Source organism: Streptomyces sp. NPDC000983 (assembly GCF_040299205.1).
Classification (GTDB): domain Bacteria; phylum Actinomycetota; class Actinomycetes; order Streptomycetales; family Streptomycetaceae; genus Streptomyces.
The window spans coordinates 124,001-139,322 of the sequence record NZ_JBEPBM010000005.1; the positions used below are offsets into that span (position 1 = coordinate 124,001).

General features: G+C 73.4%; 14 protein-coding genes. 8 read left to right on the top strand and 6 right to left on the bottom strand.

Annotation, left to right across the window (positions count from 1 at the left end; translation table 11 throughout):
- Positions 1–5 precede the first annotated feature (5 nt).
- Genes ABT296_RS07600 through ABT296_RS07625 form a run of 6 tightly spaced genes read left to right on the top strand, consistent with a single transcriptional unit; the run spans position 6 to position 6,623 of the window.
- Positions 6–1,313 (top strand): O-antigen ligase family protein, encoded by a 1,308-nt coding sequence (locus ABT296_RS07600; RefSeq protein ID WP_351924306.1) that lies wholly within the window; start codon positions 6–8, stop codon positions 1,311–1,313.
- Positions 1,310–2,992, top strand: a complete 1,683-nt coding sequence (gene murJ / locus ABT296_RS07605) for a murein biosynthesis integral membrane protein MurJ (RefSeq protein WP_351924308.1) — start codon at positions 1,310–1,312, stop codon at positions 2,990–2,992. The genes ABT296_RS07600 and murJ overlap by 4 nt, the downstream gene beginning before the upstream one ends.
- Positions 2,958–3,734, top strand: coding sequence for a polysaccharide deacetylase family protein (locus tag ABT296_RS07610; protein WP_502977201.1), 777 nt, complete (start codon positions 2,958–2,960; stop codon positions 3,732–3,734). The genes murJ and ABT296_RS07610 overlap by 35 nt, the downstream gene beginning before the upstream one ends.
- Complete coding sequence (locus tag ABT296_RS07615; protein ID WP_351924312.1) at positions 3,731–4,885, top strand: glycosyltransferase; 1,155 nt, start codon at positions 3,731–3,733, stop codon at positions 4,883–4,885. Before ABT296_RS07610 ends, ABT296_RS07615 begins: the two co-directional genes overlap by 4 nt.
- Positions 4,882–5,535, top strand: coding sequence for a YveK family protein (locus tag ABT296_RS07620; RefSeq protein ID WP_351924314.1), 654 nt, complete (start codon positions 4,882–4,884; stop codon positions 5,533–5,535). Before ABT296_RS07615 ends, ABT296_RS07620 begins: the two co-directional genes overlap by 4 nt.
- On the top strand, positions 5,532–6,623 hold the full coding sequence (locus tag ABT296_RS07625) for a GNAT family N-acetyltransferase (RefSeq protein WP_351924316.1): 1,092 nt from the start codon (positions 5,532–5,534) through the stop codon (positions 6,621–6,623). Before ABT296_RS07620 ends, ABT296_RS07625 begins: the two co-directional genes overlap by 4 nt.
- Before the next feature lie 22 nt (positions 6,624–6,645).
- Here the strand turns inward: ABT296_RS07625 and ABT296_RS07630 are convergent, their stop codons facing one another.
- From ABT296_RS07630 to ABT296_RS07645, 4 genes are all read right to left on the bottom strand, one after another.
- Positions 6,646–7,866, bottom strand: a complete 1,221-nt coding sequence (locus ABT296_RS07630) for a glycoside hydrolase family 26 protein (protein WP_351924318.1) — start codon at positions 7,864–7,866, stop codon at positions 6,646–6,648.
- Positions 7,867–8,160: 294 nt separating this feature from the next.
- Positions 8,161–9,114, bottom strand: a complete 954-nt coding sequence (locus ABT296_RS07635; RefSeq protein ID WP_351924320.1) for a chaplin — start codon at positions 9,112–9,114, stop codon at positions 8,161–8,163.
- 128 nt (positions 9,115–9,242) lie between these two features.
- Entirely contained in the window at positions 9,243–9,470 is a 228-nt protein-coding gene (locus tag ABT296_RS07640) for a chaplin (RefSeq protein ID WP_351924322.1), read from the bottom strand.
- Positions 9,471–9,792: 322 nt separating this feature from the next.
- Positions 9,793–10,209, bottom strand: coding sequence for a rodlin (locus ABT296_RS07645; RefSeq protein ID WP_351924324.1), 417 nt, complete (start codon positions 10,207–10,209; stop codon positions 9,793–9,795).
- A 285-nt stretch (positions 10,210–10,494) separates the two neighbouring features.
- On the opposite strand from ABT296_RS07645, the gene ABT296_RS07650 reads away from it, so the two are divergent.
- Both ABT296_RS07650 and ABT296_RS07655 read left to right on the top strand, forming a co-directional pair.
- Positions 10,495–10,896 (top strand): rodlin, encoded by a 402-nt coding sequence (locus ABT296_RS07650; protein ID WP_351924326.1) that lies wholly within the window; start codon positions 10,495–10,497, stop codon positions 10,894–10,896.
- A gap of 269 nt (positions 10,897–11,165) precedes the next feature.
- Positions 11,166–11,576: a rodlin gene (locus ABT296_RS07655; protein WP_351924328.1), complete on the top strand. Its 411-nt coding sequence runs from the start codon at positions 11,166–11,168 to the stop codon at positions 11,574–11,576.
- A 75-nt stretch (positions 11,577–11,651) separates the two neighbouring features.
- Here ABT296_RS07655 and ABT296_RS07660 read toward each other — a convergent pair whose 3' ends face one another.
- Together ABT296_RS07660 and ABT296_RS07665 are read right to left on the bottom strand one after the other, a co-directional pair.
- Positions 11,652–13,577: an AMP-dependent synthetase/ligase gene (locus ABT296_RS07660; protein WP_351924330.1), complete on the bottom strand. Its 1,926-nt coding sequence runs from the start codon at positions 13,575–13,577 to the stop codon at positions 11,652–11,654.
- Between the two features lie 111 nt (positions 13,578–13,688).
- The gene (locus ABT296_RS07665) at positions 13,689–15,218 is read right to left on the bottom strand and encodes a vWA domain-containing protein (protein WP_351924332.1); all 1,530 of its coding nucleotides are present in this window, start codon (positions 15,216–15,218) and stop codon (positions 13,689–13,691) included.
- Between the last annotated feature and the right edge of the window lie 104 nt (positions 15,219–15,322).

Below are 15,322 nucleotides of genomic sequence, written 5' to 3' on the forward strand. Positions count from 1 at the left end.
CGGGCGTGGCCGGCCTCGCCCTCGCCCCGCCCCGGGTCCGCTCCCTCTCCCCGGTGCTGCCGGTGGTGGCCGTCGTGGCGCTGCTCGCGCTGCCGATCGCCCCGGGCGGGGAGGGCGGGGCGGGGCCCGCCGACGCGCTGTCGGCGCTGGTGGTGCTGTACTGCGCGGCGCGTCTGGTCCGGGACCGGCGCCGGCCCCTGTCCGCGGCCGCGGCCGTGGTGCTCGGCATGCCCGTGGTGGGGCTGGCCCTCGCCGCGGTGGGCGCCGTGTCGCCGGGCGCCGGGCTCAGCGGCATGGGCCGCTATCTCCAGGTGTTCGTGCTGGTCCCGGCGGCCGTACTGCTGCTGATCCGGGACCGGGCCGACTTCCGGCTGCTGGCCTGGTCGTTCGTCGCCCTCGCCGGGTGGCAGGGTGCCGTCGGCGTGCACCAGTACGTGACCGGCACCGGCGCCTCCTACCAGGGCGAGCCGATCCGGGCCGTCGGCACGTTCGGGGCACAGGACGTGATGGGGATGTCCACCGTCGTCGCCTTCGGCCTGGTGTGCGCGACGGGTCTGGCGCTCGGCCGCACCCCGGTACGGCACCGCGCCGTCGCGGCCGTGTGCGCCGTGGCGCTGCTGCTGCCGCTCGCGCTGTCCTTCAGCCGGGGCGCGTGGATCGCCACCGCCGTGACCTGCGTGGTGCAACTGGTGCTGGCCGGGCTGCGGCGGGCGCTGGCGGTGGGCGCGGTGGTGGCCGCGACGGGGGTGATCCTGGTCGGCGGTCTCGGCGTCGGCACGGCGATGCTCCAGGAGCGGATCAGCAGCATCGGTCAGGTCGCCGACGCGCCCGACCAGTCCGTCACCGACCGGTACACGATGTGGGCCGCCGCGACCGGCATGTGGCGTGAAGAACCGCTGGCCGGAGTGGGGTTGAAGGGTTTCCCCGAGCACCGGGACGCGCACGCCTCGCTGGCGCTGTCCGCGGGCAGCGACACCGACGGCGCGGGCGCCGGCTTCCAGCGGCAGCCGCTGCTGTCCCCGCACAACATGTATCTGCTGATCCTCGCCGAGCAGGGCCTGATCGGGCTGGTCGCGCTGGCGGGCGGCTGGCTGGTGCTGCTGGTGTGCGCGCTGCGCAGGCTGGTCCGGGTGCGCGGGTCGGGCGCCGGCTCGGACTGCGGTCTGGTCGCGTGCGGCCTGCTGGTGTGGCAGCTCACCGACTTCGTGTACGCCGACATCGGCGGGCCCTCCACCGTGCTGACGGCCGTCTGTCTGGGCCTCGCGGCGTGGTGGGCGCTGGCCCCCGGCGCCGGGGAGGTGGCGGCCCGATGACCGTGACACCTCCGCGCACCGGCGCCGAGAGCCGGGCGAGCCTGCCGTCGGCCCGTGACGGTGGTCCCGGACCGGCCCGGGACCGCAACGAACTGCCCGTGGTCTCCAAGAAGTTCCTGGCCCGCGCCACGATCGTCACCGTGGTGCTGTCGATCGCCGGCGCCGTGCTGGGGCTGGCCCGCGACCAGGCGCTGGCCCGGCTGTTCGGCGCCGGCACCGAGACGGACGCCTTCCTCGTCGCCTGGACGGTGCCGGAGTTCGCCTCGACCCTGCTGATCGAGGACGGCCTCGCCTTCGCGCTGGTCCCCGCGTTCAGCCTGGCCCTGGCCCGCCGCGCCCAGGGGGCCCCCGGCGACCCGGTGCGCGCGCTGGTCGCCACCACCCTGCCGAGGCTGGCGCTCGCCCTGGTCGCCGCCGCCGCGCTGACCGTGTGGACGGCGCCCCACCTGGTGAAGCTGCTCGCGCCCGGGCTGCCCGACCCCGCGCTCGCCGTCGACTGCACCCGGCTGACGGCGACCTGTGTGCTGAGCTTCGGGCTCGCCGGGTTCTGCGGGGCCGCGCTGCGCGCGCACCGGCGCTTCCTGGTGCCGGCCACGATCTACGTGGCGTACAACACCGGCATCATCACGGCGATGTTCGTCCTGGGCGGCCGGTGGGGGGTGCGGTCGGCGGCGGTGGGTGTCGCGGTCGGCGGCGTGCTCATGGTGGCCGTCCAACTGCCTTCGGTGATTCGGCAGTTGCGCCGCAGGGCGGTCACCACCGAGGAGTCGGGACCGGCCGACGGGCAGGCCGTGGGGGCCGCGCTGGTCGCCTCGGTGCTGCTGTTCGCGCTGTGCCGTCAGTCGCAGGTCCTCATCGAACGGTTCCTCGCCTCCGGACTGCCCGCCGGGTCCATCTCGCACCTCAACTACGCGCAGAAGGTCGCCCAGATCCCGATGACGCTGTCGATCATGCTGTGCACCGTCACCTTCCCGGTGGTGGCCCGCGCGATGGCCGAGGGCAACACCGAACTGGCCCGCGCCCGGGTGGAACGGGACCTGGCGATGGCCGCCTGCGTGGTGCTGCTCGGCACCGCCACGGTCGTCGCCTGCGCCCCGCAGATGGTCGAACTCCTCTTCCAGCAGGGCGCGTTCACCGCGCGGGACACGGCCGCCACGGCCGCGGTGATGCGCGTGTACGCCCTCGGGCTGCTCGGTCAGACCCTGGTCGGCGTGCTGATCCGCTCCTACTTCTCCGCCGGCCGCCCCACCTGGTACCCGCTCGCCATGATGGCCGTCGGCATCGCGGTGACCTCCGCGGTGGGCGTCTGGGCGCTGCGCCCCTGGGGCGTGGGCGGGATCGCGGCCGCCAACGCCGCCGGCATCACCGTCACCGCCGTGCTGCTCCTCGCGGGCATGCGCCGGCGCTCCGTCCCCGTCCGCACCCGGCGGGTGCTGCGGGAGCTGGCCGGGCCGGTGGGCGCGGCCGCCCTCGCGACCCCGGCCGGCGCGCTGGCCGCCGCCCGCTTCGACAGCCCCCCGGCCGCGCTCGCGGCCGGCGCGGCGACCGTGACCTGTCTGTTCCTGCTGCTCGGCCGGGCCGTCAACGCCCAGGGCCTCAAACCCGCCTTCGACACCCTTCGCACCGTCACACAAAGGCTCCGCCATGTCCGTTCCCGCCCGTCCCGTCGGCTCCGCTGACCCCGTCCCGCGCCGGCCGCGCCGCCCGGGGCCCGTCCCCTGGGTGGCGATGTACCACTCCGTGGGCGACTGCTCGGACGACCCGTACCGGATCACGGTCACCCCCGAGCGCCTCGACGAACAGCTCGGACTGCTGCGCCGCCGCGGCCTGCGGGGCGTGTCCATGGCCGACCTGCTCGCCGCCCGCTCCCGGGGCGAGGGGGCCGGCCTGGTCGGGCTGACCTTCGACGACGGGTACGCCGACTTCCTCAACCGGGCCCTGCCGGTGCTGGACCGGCACGGCTGCGGCGCCACCCTCTTCGTGCTGCCCGGCCGGCTCGGCGGCGACAACGCCTGGGACCCGCTCGGCCCGCGCAAGCCGCTGCTGACCGCCGACGGCATCCGGCGGGCGGCCGCCGCCGGAGTGGAGATCGGCTCGCACGGGCTGACCCACGTCGACCTGACGCAGGCCGACGACGAGACCCTGCGCACCGAGACCGCGGACAGCAGAGCGGTGCTCTCGGAGCTGACCGGCGCCGAGGTCGACGGCTTCTGCTACCCCTACGGCACGGTCGACGCCCGCGCCGTCGAGGCGGTCCGCGCGGCCGGCTACGGCTACGCCTGCGCCATCGACCCCGGCCCGCTCACCGGCCCGCACGCGCTCCCCCGCGTCCACGTCGGGCAGAACGACGGCGCCGTACGCCTCTATCTCAAGCAGCGGCTGCACCGGCTGCGCCGACGGCCCGTGGGAGGTCCGCGATGAAGGCCCTGCACGTCATCACCGGTCTCGGCGTCGGCGGCGCCGAGCAGCAACTGCGGCTGCTGCTGCGGCATCTGCCCGTCGAGTGCGACGTCGTCACGCTCACCAACCCCGGCGCCGTCGCCGACGGTCTGGTCGCCGACGGGGTGCGGGTCGTCCACCTCGGCATGGCCGGCAACCGCGACCTGGCCGCCCTGCCCCGACTGGCCCGGCTGATCCGCCGCGGCGGCTACGACCTGGTCCACACCCACCTGTACCGCGCCTGTCTGTACGGCCGGCTCGCGGCGCGGATGGCGGGGGTGGGCGCGGTCGTCGCCACCGAGCACTCCCTCGGCGACTCGCAGATGGAGGGCCGCCGGCTCGGCCCGGGGGTGCGGTCCCTGTATCTGGCGGGCGAGCGGCTCGGCCGGATGACCGTCGCCGTGTCGCCGACCGTCGCCGACCGGCTCAAGCGCTGGGGCGTGCCCGCGCCGCGCATCGAGGTCGTGCCCAACGGCATCGACCTGGACCGCTTCCGCTTCGACCCGGTGCTGCGGCTGCGCACCCGGCGCCGGCTGGGCCTGCCCGAGGACGCCCAGGTCGTCGGCGGGGTGGGCCGGCTGGCCGAGGGCAAGCACTTCGGCACCCTCGTGCGCGCCCTCGCCCTGCTCCCCGAGGACCACTGGCTGCTGCTGGTCGGCGGCGGCCCCGAGGAGCGGGCGCTGCGCCGCACCGCGCACGAGGCGGGCGTCGGCGACCGGGTCCTGTTCACCGGCGAACGCCCCTACCTCCCCGACGGCGGCCCCGGCCCCGACCTGCCCTCGCTCCTCGCCGCGATGGACGTCTTCGCCTCCCCCTCCCCGGAGGAGGCGTTCGGCCTGGCCGCGCTGGAGGCGCTGGCCTGCGGACTTCCCGTGCTGTACGCCTCCTGCCCCGCGATCGAGGACCTCCCGGCGAAGGACGCGCCCACCGCACGCCGGGTCCGGGGCGGCGCGGAGGAGTTCGCCCGCGCCCTCACCGCGGTCCGCGCCGAGGGCCCCCGCCCGCGCACCGCGCCCGAGGCCGCCTCGCACTACGCCATCACCCGCAGCGCCGCCCGCCTGCTCGACGTCTACCACCGCGTCGCCTCGTCGTCCGCCTCGTCCCCGTCACCCGAGAGGGTCCGTTCCACATGACCGAGCACTCCACCGGACGGCACCGTCCGGCCACCCCCCTGAACCGCGCCACGTCACTGCCGCCCTGGTCGCTGATTGCGGCCGGCGCCGTCGCCGGCGGCCTGCTCGGCGGCGCGTACGGGCTGCTCCAGCCGCCGTCCTACACGGCCACCAGCTATGTCGTCGCCGTCCCCACCGAGCGGTCCGACCCGGCCTCCGCGCTCGGCTTCGCCCAGGCGTACGGCCGGGTCGCCACCCAGCTCGCGGTGCTCGGGGACGCGCAGGTGTGGGCGGGCGTGCCGGTGTCCACCCTGCAGGAGAGCGTGCGGACGGCGACCTCCCCGGACGCGCCGGTGGTCGCCGTCACCGCCACCTCCTCGCGCGCCGACCTCGCCGCCGACATGGCCAACGCCGTCTCCCGCGCCCTGACCCGGCACGCGGCCGACACCGAGTCGGCCACCCATGTGGAGCTCCAGCAGTTCGCCCGCGCCACCGAGCCCACCGAGCCGTCCGACGCCTCCCCGGCGGTGACCGGCCTGGTCGGCGCGAGCGCGGGCGGGCTGCTGGGCGGTCTGGCGCTGCTGGTCCGGCCCCGGCGCGGCGCCGACGGCCCCGGGCGCCCCGCCGTGCCCGCCCCGGCCCTCGCCGCCGACGTCCACGGACAGCTGTGACCTACACGACGGAACTCGTCACCGACGAGGACGCCTTCGCCTCGCTGTCCTCCGACTGGGCCCGCCTGTACGGCAGTTGCGTCACCGCGACGCCCTTCCAGAGCCACCCCTGGCTGCACTCGTGGTGGCTGTCGTACGGCGGCCCCGGCCGGCTCCGGCTGGTCCTCGTCCGCGACCGGGGCGAACTCGTCGCCGCCGCGCCCCTGATGCGGGTGGGCGGTCCGCTGCCGACACTGGTGCCGCTCGGCGGGGCGATCTCCGACTACGGGGACGTCCTGCTGGACGGCGAGCGCGGCGAACCGGCGGCGGCCGCGCTCACCGAGGGCCTCGCGGCGGCGGCCGGCAGCGCCCTGATCGACCTGCGCGAGGTCCGCCCCGGCGGCGCGGCCGAACAGGTCTACGACCGCTGGCGGGGTCCACGGCGCGCGGTGCCGGACTCGCTGTGCCTGGAACTGCCCGCCGCCCCGGTGCCGGAGCTGATCGCCCGGCTGCCGTCGGCCAAGGCGCAGCAGCGGGTCCGCGCCAAGCTGCGCAAGCTGACCGCGCTCGGCATCGAGCGGCATGTGGTGGCACCGGGCGAGGTCGACAAGGCGCTGCGCCGGCTGCTGGAGCTGCACCGGCTGCAGTGGCAGGGGCGCGCGGTGACGGCGGAGCACCTGCGCCCCCGGTTCTGCGACCATCTGGTGCGCTCGGTCGGGCCGATGGTGGCGTCCGGGGACGCCGTGGTCACCGAGTTCCGCCTCGACGACGACGTGGTGGCGGTCGATCTGACCCTGCTGTCGAGCCGCCTCGCGGGCGGCTATCTGTACGGCGCCCATCCGTGTCTGCGCGAACGCAAGGCGGATGTGGCGGTGATGCTGCTGGACGCGTGCGCCGAGCACGCGCGGGGCACCTTGAGCCTGCTGCGCGGGAACGAGCCGTACAAGCAGCACTGGCGGCCCGAGCCGGTCGTCAACCGGCGGCTGCTGCTGGCCCGGCGGCGGACCGCGCCGCTGCTGGCGGCGGCACTGTGCACGGTCGCCGCCCGGCGGCAGGGCAAGCGGCTGGTGCGCCGGTGGCAGGAGCGCGAGGGTGGCGGCGGGCCCTGACCGGCCCGCCGCCACCGGGGCTTCACCGGTTGCGCGAGTACCAGTCGAAGCGCAGGCACAGCTTTCCGCCGAGCCAGTACTCCACCCAGTCGCCCAGATCCAGCGGCGAGCAGTCGGGCGGGGTGACCGGCGGGGTGGTGGGCCCGGTCGGCTCGGGTGTGGGCGTGGGCTCCTCGGTGCGGCCGGACAGCACCTGGCGGTAGACCTCGGACGCCTCGGGGTTGTCCTCGCACTGCCACACGCCGTGCGGGCAGTAGTCCGTCACCGTGTTGTACACCGGCTTGTGCTCGTCCATCCAGGCGAGCATCCGGCGCATGTACTCGGGGTTGTCGCCGTTGCGGAACAGCCCCCACTCCGGGTAGGAGATCGGCTTGCCGTGCGCCTTGGCGAAGTCCACGTGCGCCTGGAGCCCGTAGGGTTCCCTGACCTGTTCGTCGAAGGACATCCCGCGCGGCTGGTCGTAGGAGTCCATGCCGATGATGTCGACGGTGTCGTCGCCCGGGTAGCACTGGGTCCACGGGATCGCGTCCCGGCCCCGGCTCGGGGTGAAGTCGAACCGGAACCGCTGCCCCGGCACCGACCGCATGGCGGCGACCATCCGCTTCCAGTACGTCTTCCAGGACTCCGGGTCGGGTCCGCAGCGGTGCGTGTAGGTGATGCCGTTCATCTCCCAGCCCGGCACGATCACCGTGTCCGGGATCTTCAGCGCGACCAGCCGCTTCGCCAGGGCCCGGAAGTGGTGGTCGAAGGCGCCGCCCGCGCCCTGTCTGAGCAGGGTGCGGACCTGGGCGTCGGAGAGGCCCTCCTCGTTGCGCTCCAGCATGGGGACGTTGAGGACGAAGATCCGGTCGTCGCGCTCCAGGCGCCAGTTCGCCCAGTCCTGGAGGAAGTCGGGGGCGCCCTCGATGTTGCTCCAGCGGTCGCCGGGCAGATAGGTGTGGCCGACGCGCAGGTCGGCGCCGCCCAGCCAGTCGCCGAGTTCGGCGATCCGGGCCACGCCCCGGGCGTCGTAGTTGAGGTAGGCGCCGAAGGCGGGGGTGTCCTTCTTCGGTGCGGCGGGCGCCGCCGCCGCTGCCGAGGTCGTGGGGGCGGGTGCCGGAGCGGGCGGGGCGGCGGCGACGTCCGCCACTCCCGCACCCGCGGCGACACCCGGACCGGACGCCAGGGCGGCGGAGGCGGCGACGATCACCGCGACACCCGCCGGCCACCGACGGGTCCGGGCCGGTCGCTGCTGTGGGGCCATGCCTGCTCCTTTCTCCGTGAGCGCAGGTTGAGCCATTACTGACACTCAGTCATATGAAATGGCATCACGCCACCGCCGTTACGGCTTCCGAGTTCCACACTCGCCCGACCGAAGGAAAGAAGCGGAACCAAGAGGAAACGAAAGAAACCGGAAATGAGAAAGCCTGTCGCTGCGGCGACAGGCTCGGAAATGCGGGGGCCGCACCGTCGAGGCGGGCGGCGGACCCCGCTCAGGGGGTCGTGACGGCGTGTGCGGGTGCCGGGCGCTGCGCGCGTCCGGCACCCGTCAGCCGGCTCACCGACGGGACGCGGCTCTGCCTCGTCGGTACAGGACGGCTCCGGCCGCGATCAGGGCGGCACTGGCACCGGCGGCGGCCAGCACGCCCTCTCCGCTGCCGGTCTCGGGCAGGGAGGGCGGCGGCCCGTGCGGCCCGGGCGGCGGGGTGTGCCAGCTCTCCGGCGGCGTCGTGGTGGGAGGCGTCGTGGTGGGAGGCGTCGTCGGGGGTGTGGTCGTGGGCGGGGTCGTCGGCGGCTTCGTCGGCGGCGGAGTGGTGGGCGGCTGCGTCGGCGGCTTGGTCGGCGGGGTCGTCGGCGGCTTGGTGGGGGGCGTGGTCGGGGGCTTGGTGGGAGGCGTGTCCCCGTAGCCGTAACCGCCGTCGTCCTCGGGCGAGTCGCCGTAGCCGCCGTCGTCCTCGTGCGTCTCCTGGTGGCCGCACTCGTTGCCGAAGGCCGGGTTGAGCGCGCCGACCACGTCGACGCTGTTGCCGCAGACGTTGACCGGCACCTCGGCCGGGGTCTGCACCGTGTTCCCGGAGCCGACACCGGGCGAGCCCTGGGTCCCCCCGTTCGCCGAGGCGCCGGTGCCCCGGTCCCCGCCGTCACCGCGCCCGTGCTCGGTGCCGTACTCGGGGCCGTACTCGCGGGCGAAGTCGCGGGCGTGGCCGTGGTCGCCGGCGTGGCCGCGGGCGTACTCGCGGGCGTAGCCGGAGTCGGCGAACGGCGAGCCGTGGGCGTCGGCCCGGTCCGTGTCCGCGTCGCCGGCACAGCCGTTGCCGAAGGACGGGTTGAGCGCGGCACCCGCGTCGACGCTGTTGCCGCAGACGTTGACCGGCACGGTGACCGGTGCCGACACGTCGTTGCCGGACAGCACACCGGGTGATTCGGCCGCGGCCCCGTTCGCGCTCGTGTCGGCGAGGGCGGAACCACCGCACAGGGACAGAATGCTTGTCGCGGCTGCGGCCGCGACCATTCCCCTACTCAGGGTCTGGCGCAATCTCGTTGTCCTCCTGCTTCATGAAGTGGGAAAAGCCGGCCTCGGAACGGGAGAGGTGTCCGAGGCCGGCCCTGACACAAGCCGAGCGGCTGTGTGCTGCGTCGTCAGTCGTTGACGCAGGTGTTGCCGAACGCCGGGTTCAGCAGGGCGATGACGTTGACGGTGTTGCCGCAGACGTTCACCGGAATGTGGATGGGCAGCTGGACCACGTTGCCCGAGAGGACACCCGGGGAGTTCTCGGCGACGCCGTTGGCACCCGAGTCGGCGAATGCCGGCGCGGCGATACCCATGGCCATGATGGCGCCCGCGACAACTGCAGCGCTCTTCTTCATGAACTATCCCTTCTCCGCGGTCGTGCCCCTGTTTCGACCGAGGCCGAGCGAGCACAGCTGGAACGGCTCGCTGCACGACCGGCAGGCTGTAGAACGAGGGATAGACGGATCAGGAAACTACGGAACGCGAGTCGTGGAATAATTCACTCGATCGCCTTCACGGAATTGACACCGGAGATCCGTCGGAGTGTCCGCACCGAGGGCGAAACGCTTCGACCGGGTGAAGGGAATCAAACGGCGCAGTACATGCCGAAGCCGCCCGGCTTTCCCCTTGCGGAACAGTGGGGAAAGCCGGGCGGATTTTGCTGGTCGGAGAAAAGCGTCAGCCGTTGTCGACACCGTTGCCGGAGATCGCGGAGATGTCGCTGAGGATGTGCGACAGCGGCTCGTCACCCTTGGCCTGGGTGGAGTTCTCGGCGCACTGCTGGTTCTGCGCGGCGGACAGGATCGGCACGTCCTGGGCGATACCGACGGCGGCGATGACACCGATGAGACCCTGCGCGTTCGCCTTCACGGGAACGCCGGCGCAGAGCTTGTTGGCCGAGCCCTGCACCAGGGTGGCCTGCGGGCTCATGTCGCCCTGGGTGGCCGAGTTGCCGAAGGAGGACTCTGCGCGGTTGCCGCTGGAGGAGGTGGTGCCGGTGTCGTCACCGATGGCAAGCGCCTGGGGGGCGGCCGCGGCCGACGCTCCGACGACGGACGCGGTGACCGCGACGGCGGCCATTGCCTTCTTGAACATGCTGCTTTTCCTTTCGTGGGCAGGAGGCGCCGTGGGTCCGGACACACCCTGAGGTGAGACGCGTGTTCCTGCCTTCGCATCAACACGGTGCGCCGGGTTTGGTTTCGGCTCTTCACTCGATCGAGCCGATCGGCTCCAGGAATTAACGCAATGACCGAGCTCCGGGTAAAGGTCTGCTTTTCCTTCCGATGTGGGCCATCGGAGTGAATGACAGCAACCATGCGGGCCGAGTGGAGTTGTCCAGATCGCTCCGGTGGACGGGGTTTCCTCAGAAGGGACTAGCAAGTGATCAAGAAGGTTCTGGCTTCCGCCGCGGTCGCCGCCTCCGTCGTCGGGATCGCCTCTCCGGCCATGGCCATCGGCAACGACAACGGCACCACCTCCGCCAGCGGCAACGGTGCCTCGCAGTCGTTCGGCAACTCGGCCACCTACGGCAACATGAGCCCCCAGATGGCGCTCGTCCAGGGCTCGCTGAACAAGCCCTGCATCGGCCTGCCGGCGAAGGCGAACCTCCAGGGCATCCTCGGTCTGGCGGCGGTCGGCGTCCTGCAGGACGTGCCGATCCTGTCGGCCCCGCAGAACCAGCAGTGTGTCGAGAACTCCACCCAGGCCAAGGGCGACGAGCCGCTGTCGCACATCCTGGACGACATCTCCGTGCTCGCCGGCAACGGCGCCGCCAACAACTGAGGCACCCGCCTCGTCGTTGAGCCCCGAGTCAGCGGGCCGCCGGATCTCCGGCGGCCCGCTGCTTTGCGTTCGCAGCCGGTGAAGTCGCGGGGACGGGCTTCGGACCGGAGGCCCGGCCCGGGGAGCGCGCGGCCGTGCCGGTGAGGGCGCCCGGGGCGGCGGTGTGCGCGCTGGGCCAATCGAGGCAAGACCCGCAACCACCTGGGGGGTAGGGGCGTTGACGATCACGCAGCTCCTCCCCCGGAGTCCGCTTTTCGAAGGGAACGAACATGAAGAAGCTGTGGGCAACCGCGGCTATCGCCGCTTCCGTCGCCGGCCTCTCGGCCGCCACCGCCACGCAGGCGCTTGCGATCGGCAACGACGAAGGCACCACCTCCTCCAGCGGCAACGGCGCCTCGCAGGAGTTCGGCAACTCGGCCACGTTCGGCGACATGAGCCCGCAGCTCTCGCTGGTCCAGGGCTCGCTGAACAAGCCCTGTGTCGGTCTGCCGGCGAAGCTCAACCTCCAGGGTCTGGTCGGCGCCGCCGCCGTCGGTCTCGTGCAGGACGTGCCGATCCTGTCGGCCCCGCAGAACCAGCAGTGCGTCGAGAACTCCACCCAGGCCAAGGGCGACGAGCCGCTGTCGCACATCCTGGACGACATCTCCGTGCTCGCCGGCAACGGCGTCAACAACGGCTGAGCCTCCACGTCTGCCGAAGGCGGGTCACCGGGTCCTCCCCGGTGGCCCGCCTTCGTCGTGGGTCCGCATCGCGGCTCAGCCGCGGTAGAGGGCCTCGATCTGCTCCTCGTACGCCTGGACGACGGTGTGCCGTCTGACCTTCAGGGACGGGGTGAGCATGCCGTTGTCCTCGGTGAACTCGCCCTCCACCAGGGTGAAGGCGCGGATGGACTCGGCGCGGGAGACGGCCTCGTTGGCGTAGTCGACGGCGCGCTGGACCTCGGCGCGCATCCGCGGGTCGCGGGCGATCTCGGCGAGGGGGGTGTCCGCGGGCATCCCGCGGACCGACAGCCAGTGGGCGACCGCCTCGGGGTCGAGGGTGACCAGGGCGCCGACGAAGGGCCGGTTGTCGCCGACCACGAGGCACTGGCCGACGGGTGAGCGGCTGCGCAGCCGGTCCTCCAGGACGGCCGGGGAGACGTTCTTGCCGCCGGAGGTGACGATGAGGTCCTTCTTGCGGCCGGTGATGGTGAGGTAGCCGTCCTCGTCCAGGGAGCCGAGGTCGCCGGTGGCGAACCACTCGCCCCGCAGGACGGCGTCGGTGGCGGCGGGGTTGTTCCAGTAGGCGCCGAAGACGATGCCGCCGCGGATCAGGACCTCGCCGTCGTCGGCGATGCGGACGGCGGTGCCGGGGACCGGCGGTCCCACGGTGCCGGGGCGGGGGCCGAGCGGCGGGACGATGGTGGCGGCGGCGGTGGTCTCGGTCAGGCCGTAGCCCTCGTAGACCATGATTCCGGCGGCGTAGAAGAACAGGTTGAGGTTGCGGTCCAGGGGGGAGCCGCCGGAGATCGCGTAGCGCGTGCGGCCGCCGAGCTCCTTGCGGACCCGGCGGTAGACCAGCAGGTCGTACAGGGCCCAGGCGGCGTACAGGCCGGGGCCGGGGCCCCTGCCGGTGCCGCGGAGGCGGTCGAGGTGGGCCTCGGCGAAGCGGACGGCGACGCGGTCGGCGCGGTCGAAGGAGGCGGCGCGGCCCATCCTCTCCGCGGTGGCGCGGCCGGTGTCGTGGATCTTCTCGAAGAGGTACGGCACGCCGACCAGGAAGGTGGGGCGGAACTCCTTGAGGGCCGGGCGGAGTTCGTCCGGTTTCACGCTCGGGAAGTGGCCGTTCTCGATCCGGGCCATCAGACAGGCGATCTGGATGCTGCGGCCCAGGATGTGCGCGAGCGGCAGGAAGAGCAGGGTGGACGGGGTCTGCCGGGTGACCTCCCGGAACACCGGCAGGAGCAGTTCCACGGTGTTGGCGGCCTCGGCGTACAGGTTGGCGTGGGTGAGCACGCAGCCCTTGGGGCGGCCCGTGGTGCCGGAGGTGTAGCACAGGGTCGCGACGGTGCCGGGGGTCAGGCAGGCGCGGCGCTTGGTGACCTCCTCGTCGGGGACGTCCCGGCCGAGGGCGGTGAGGTCGGTGACGGCGCCGGCGTCCAGCTCCCAGATCCGCGGGGCCTGCTGGTGGCCTGCGGTGCCCTCGGTGACGGTGGCGGTGTTGGCGGAGGTCTCGGTGACGACGTGCCGGGCGCCGGAGTCCCGGACGATCCACTCCACCTGGTCCGGGGAGGAGGTGGGGTAGATCGGCACGGACTGGCCGCCGGCGGCCCAGACGGCGAAGTCCAGCAGGGTCCACTCGTAGCGGGTGCGGGACATGACGGCCACCCGGCCGCCGGGTTCCAGGCCGGCGGCGACCAGGCCCTTGGCGACGGCGGTGATCTCCTCGGCGAAGGCCGCGGCGGTCACCTCCCGCCAGCCGCCATGGTCCGGCGCGGGGCGGCGCAGGACCACGGCGTCCGGGGCCTCGGCGGCGTTGGTGAAGGGGATGTCCGCGGTGGTGCCGGTGGGGTGTTCGGGGGCGAGGGGCGGGGTGCGCGCCTCGCGGACCACCCCGTGGGCGTCCTTGGTGATCTCGGCCCCGGTGCGGGTGGTGAGGCCGGTTCGGTGCCTGGCCCGTTTCAGATCCTTGTGTACGCCCATGGTGGTCCCCTGGTCGCGACTGGCGGCTCGGACTTGCGAGTTCTTTACTTACTCAGAAGTAAACTTACTCGCGCGTAGCCAAGTCAATGGGTGCGGAGGCCCCCGTGCGACCTACGTCAGACGGTCGGCCCGGTGGATCGACTCCGCCAGCTCCCGTACGTCCGCGTCGAAGGTCCGGCCCGCCAACCCCTCCGCGCGCTCGGCCAGTTCGCCGAGTGCGGGGGTTCCGGGCAGGGTGTCCCAGCCCTCGGCGCCCCGGCGCAGGGCGTCCGCGAAGTAGGCGGCCACCGTGGTGATCTGGAAGCGCGGGCCGGCCGTCCAGACGGAGTCGGCCAGGTCCTTTGTCTCGATCCGGCCCGACTCCTCGTGCGGGGTACGGGAGTCGGGGTCCAGCCAGCGCACCGTCGCCGTGGCCAGGTGGCCCCCGGCGCCGGGGACCGTGCGGACGGCGTACAGGGCGGTCACGGTGTGGCCGGGGCCGGTCTCCCCGCCGTCCACCGAGTCGTCGCGGAAGTCGTCGTCGGCCACCTGGCGGTTGTCGTAGCCGATGAGCCGGAACTCCTCCACCGTGGCCGGGTCGAAGGCGACCTGGGCCTTGGCGTCCCGGGCGGTGAGGTCGATGTTGCGCGGGAGTTCCTCGCTGAAGACCTCGCCGGCCTCCTTCTCCTCGGAGACGTAGGTGGTGTGGCCGTCGCCGCGGTCCGCGAGGCGTTCCATCAGGGCGTCCCCGTAGTCGCTGCCGACACCGACGCCGAAGAGGGTGATGCCGTACTCCTCGCGGGCGCCCGCGACGCGTTCGAGGATGGTGTCGGCGTCCGTGTCGCCGGTGTTGGCGAGCGCGTCGGAGACCAGGACGACCCGGTTGGTCGCGCCCCGGCGCAGGCCCTCGACCGCCGTCGCGTAGCCCTGCTCCACGCCCGCGCCGAGGTTGGTGGACCGGGCCGGCTCCAGGCTGTCGACAGCCGCGTGGATCTCGTCGCGGTTGCCGCCCACGCGGGTCATCGGCAGGACCGTCTCCGCCTCCTCGCTGAACGTCACGAGGGCGACCGAGTCGCCCTCGCGCAGGTTGTCGGTCATGACGCCGAGGGACCTCTGCGCCAGGTCCAGGCGGCCGGGCTCGCTCATCGAACCGGAGACGTCGATGACGAACGTGAGGGCGGCGGGCGGGCGTTCCTCCTCGCCCTCCGCGGCGCGGGTGGCCAGGCCCACCCGGAGCAGCGACCAGTCCTCGCGGTCGGTGCGCGCGCCGTCGACGGTCACCGAGAAGCCGTCGTCGTCCGGGCGTTCGTAGTCCTGGCGGAAGCTGTTGACGAACTCCTCGGGGCGGACCGTCGAGGGGTCGGGGAGCCGGCCCTCGGCGAGCGTGCGGCGGGCGTAGCCGTAGGAGGCGGTGTCGACGTCGAGGGCGAAGGTGGAGAGGTGGTCCGGCGAGGGGGCCACCTCCCGGGCGGAAGGATCGCCCTCGTCGCCCTGTCCGCCGCCGTACCGACCGCCGTCGGGGGCCGGCTGGTAGTCGCCCCGGTGCGCGCTGTCCGAGGCGCCGCGGTTGCCTTCCCCGGCGCAGCCGGTCAGCAGCAGCCCCGCCGCGGTGAGCGCGAACACCGCGCCCCGCAGTCCTCGTCGTGTGCCGTACCGTGCCATCTTCCCTGCCCCCTCGGTCCGTTGACGTCACGTCGACTTCTGCGACTGTGACGGGGCGAGGGGGCGGAACGTGCGACACGGAGGGTTGCGGCTGGGTCTCGAAG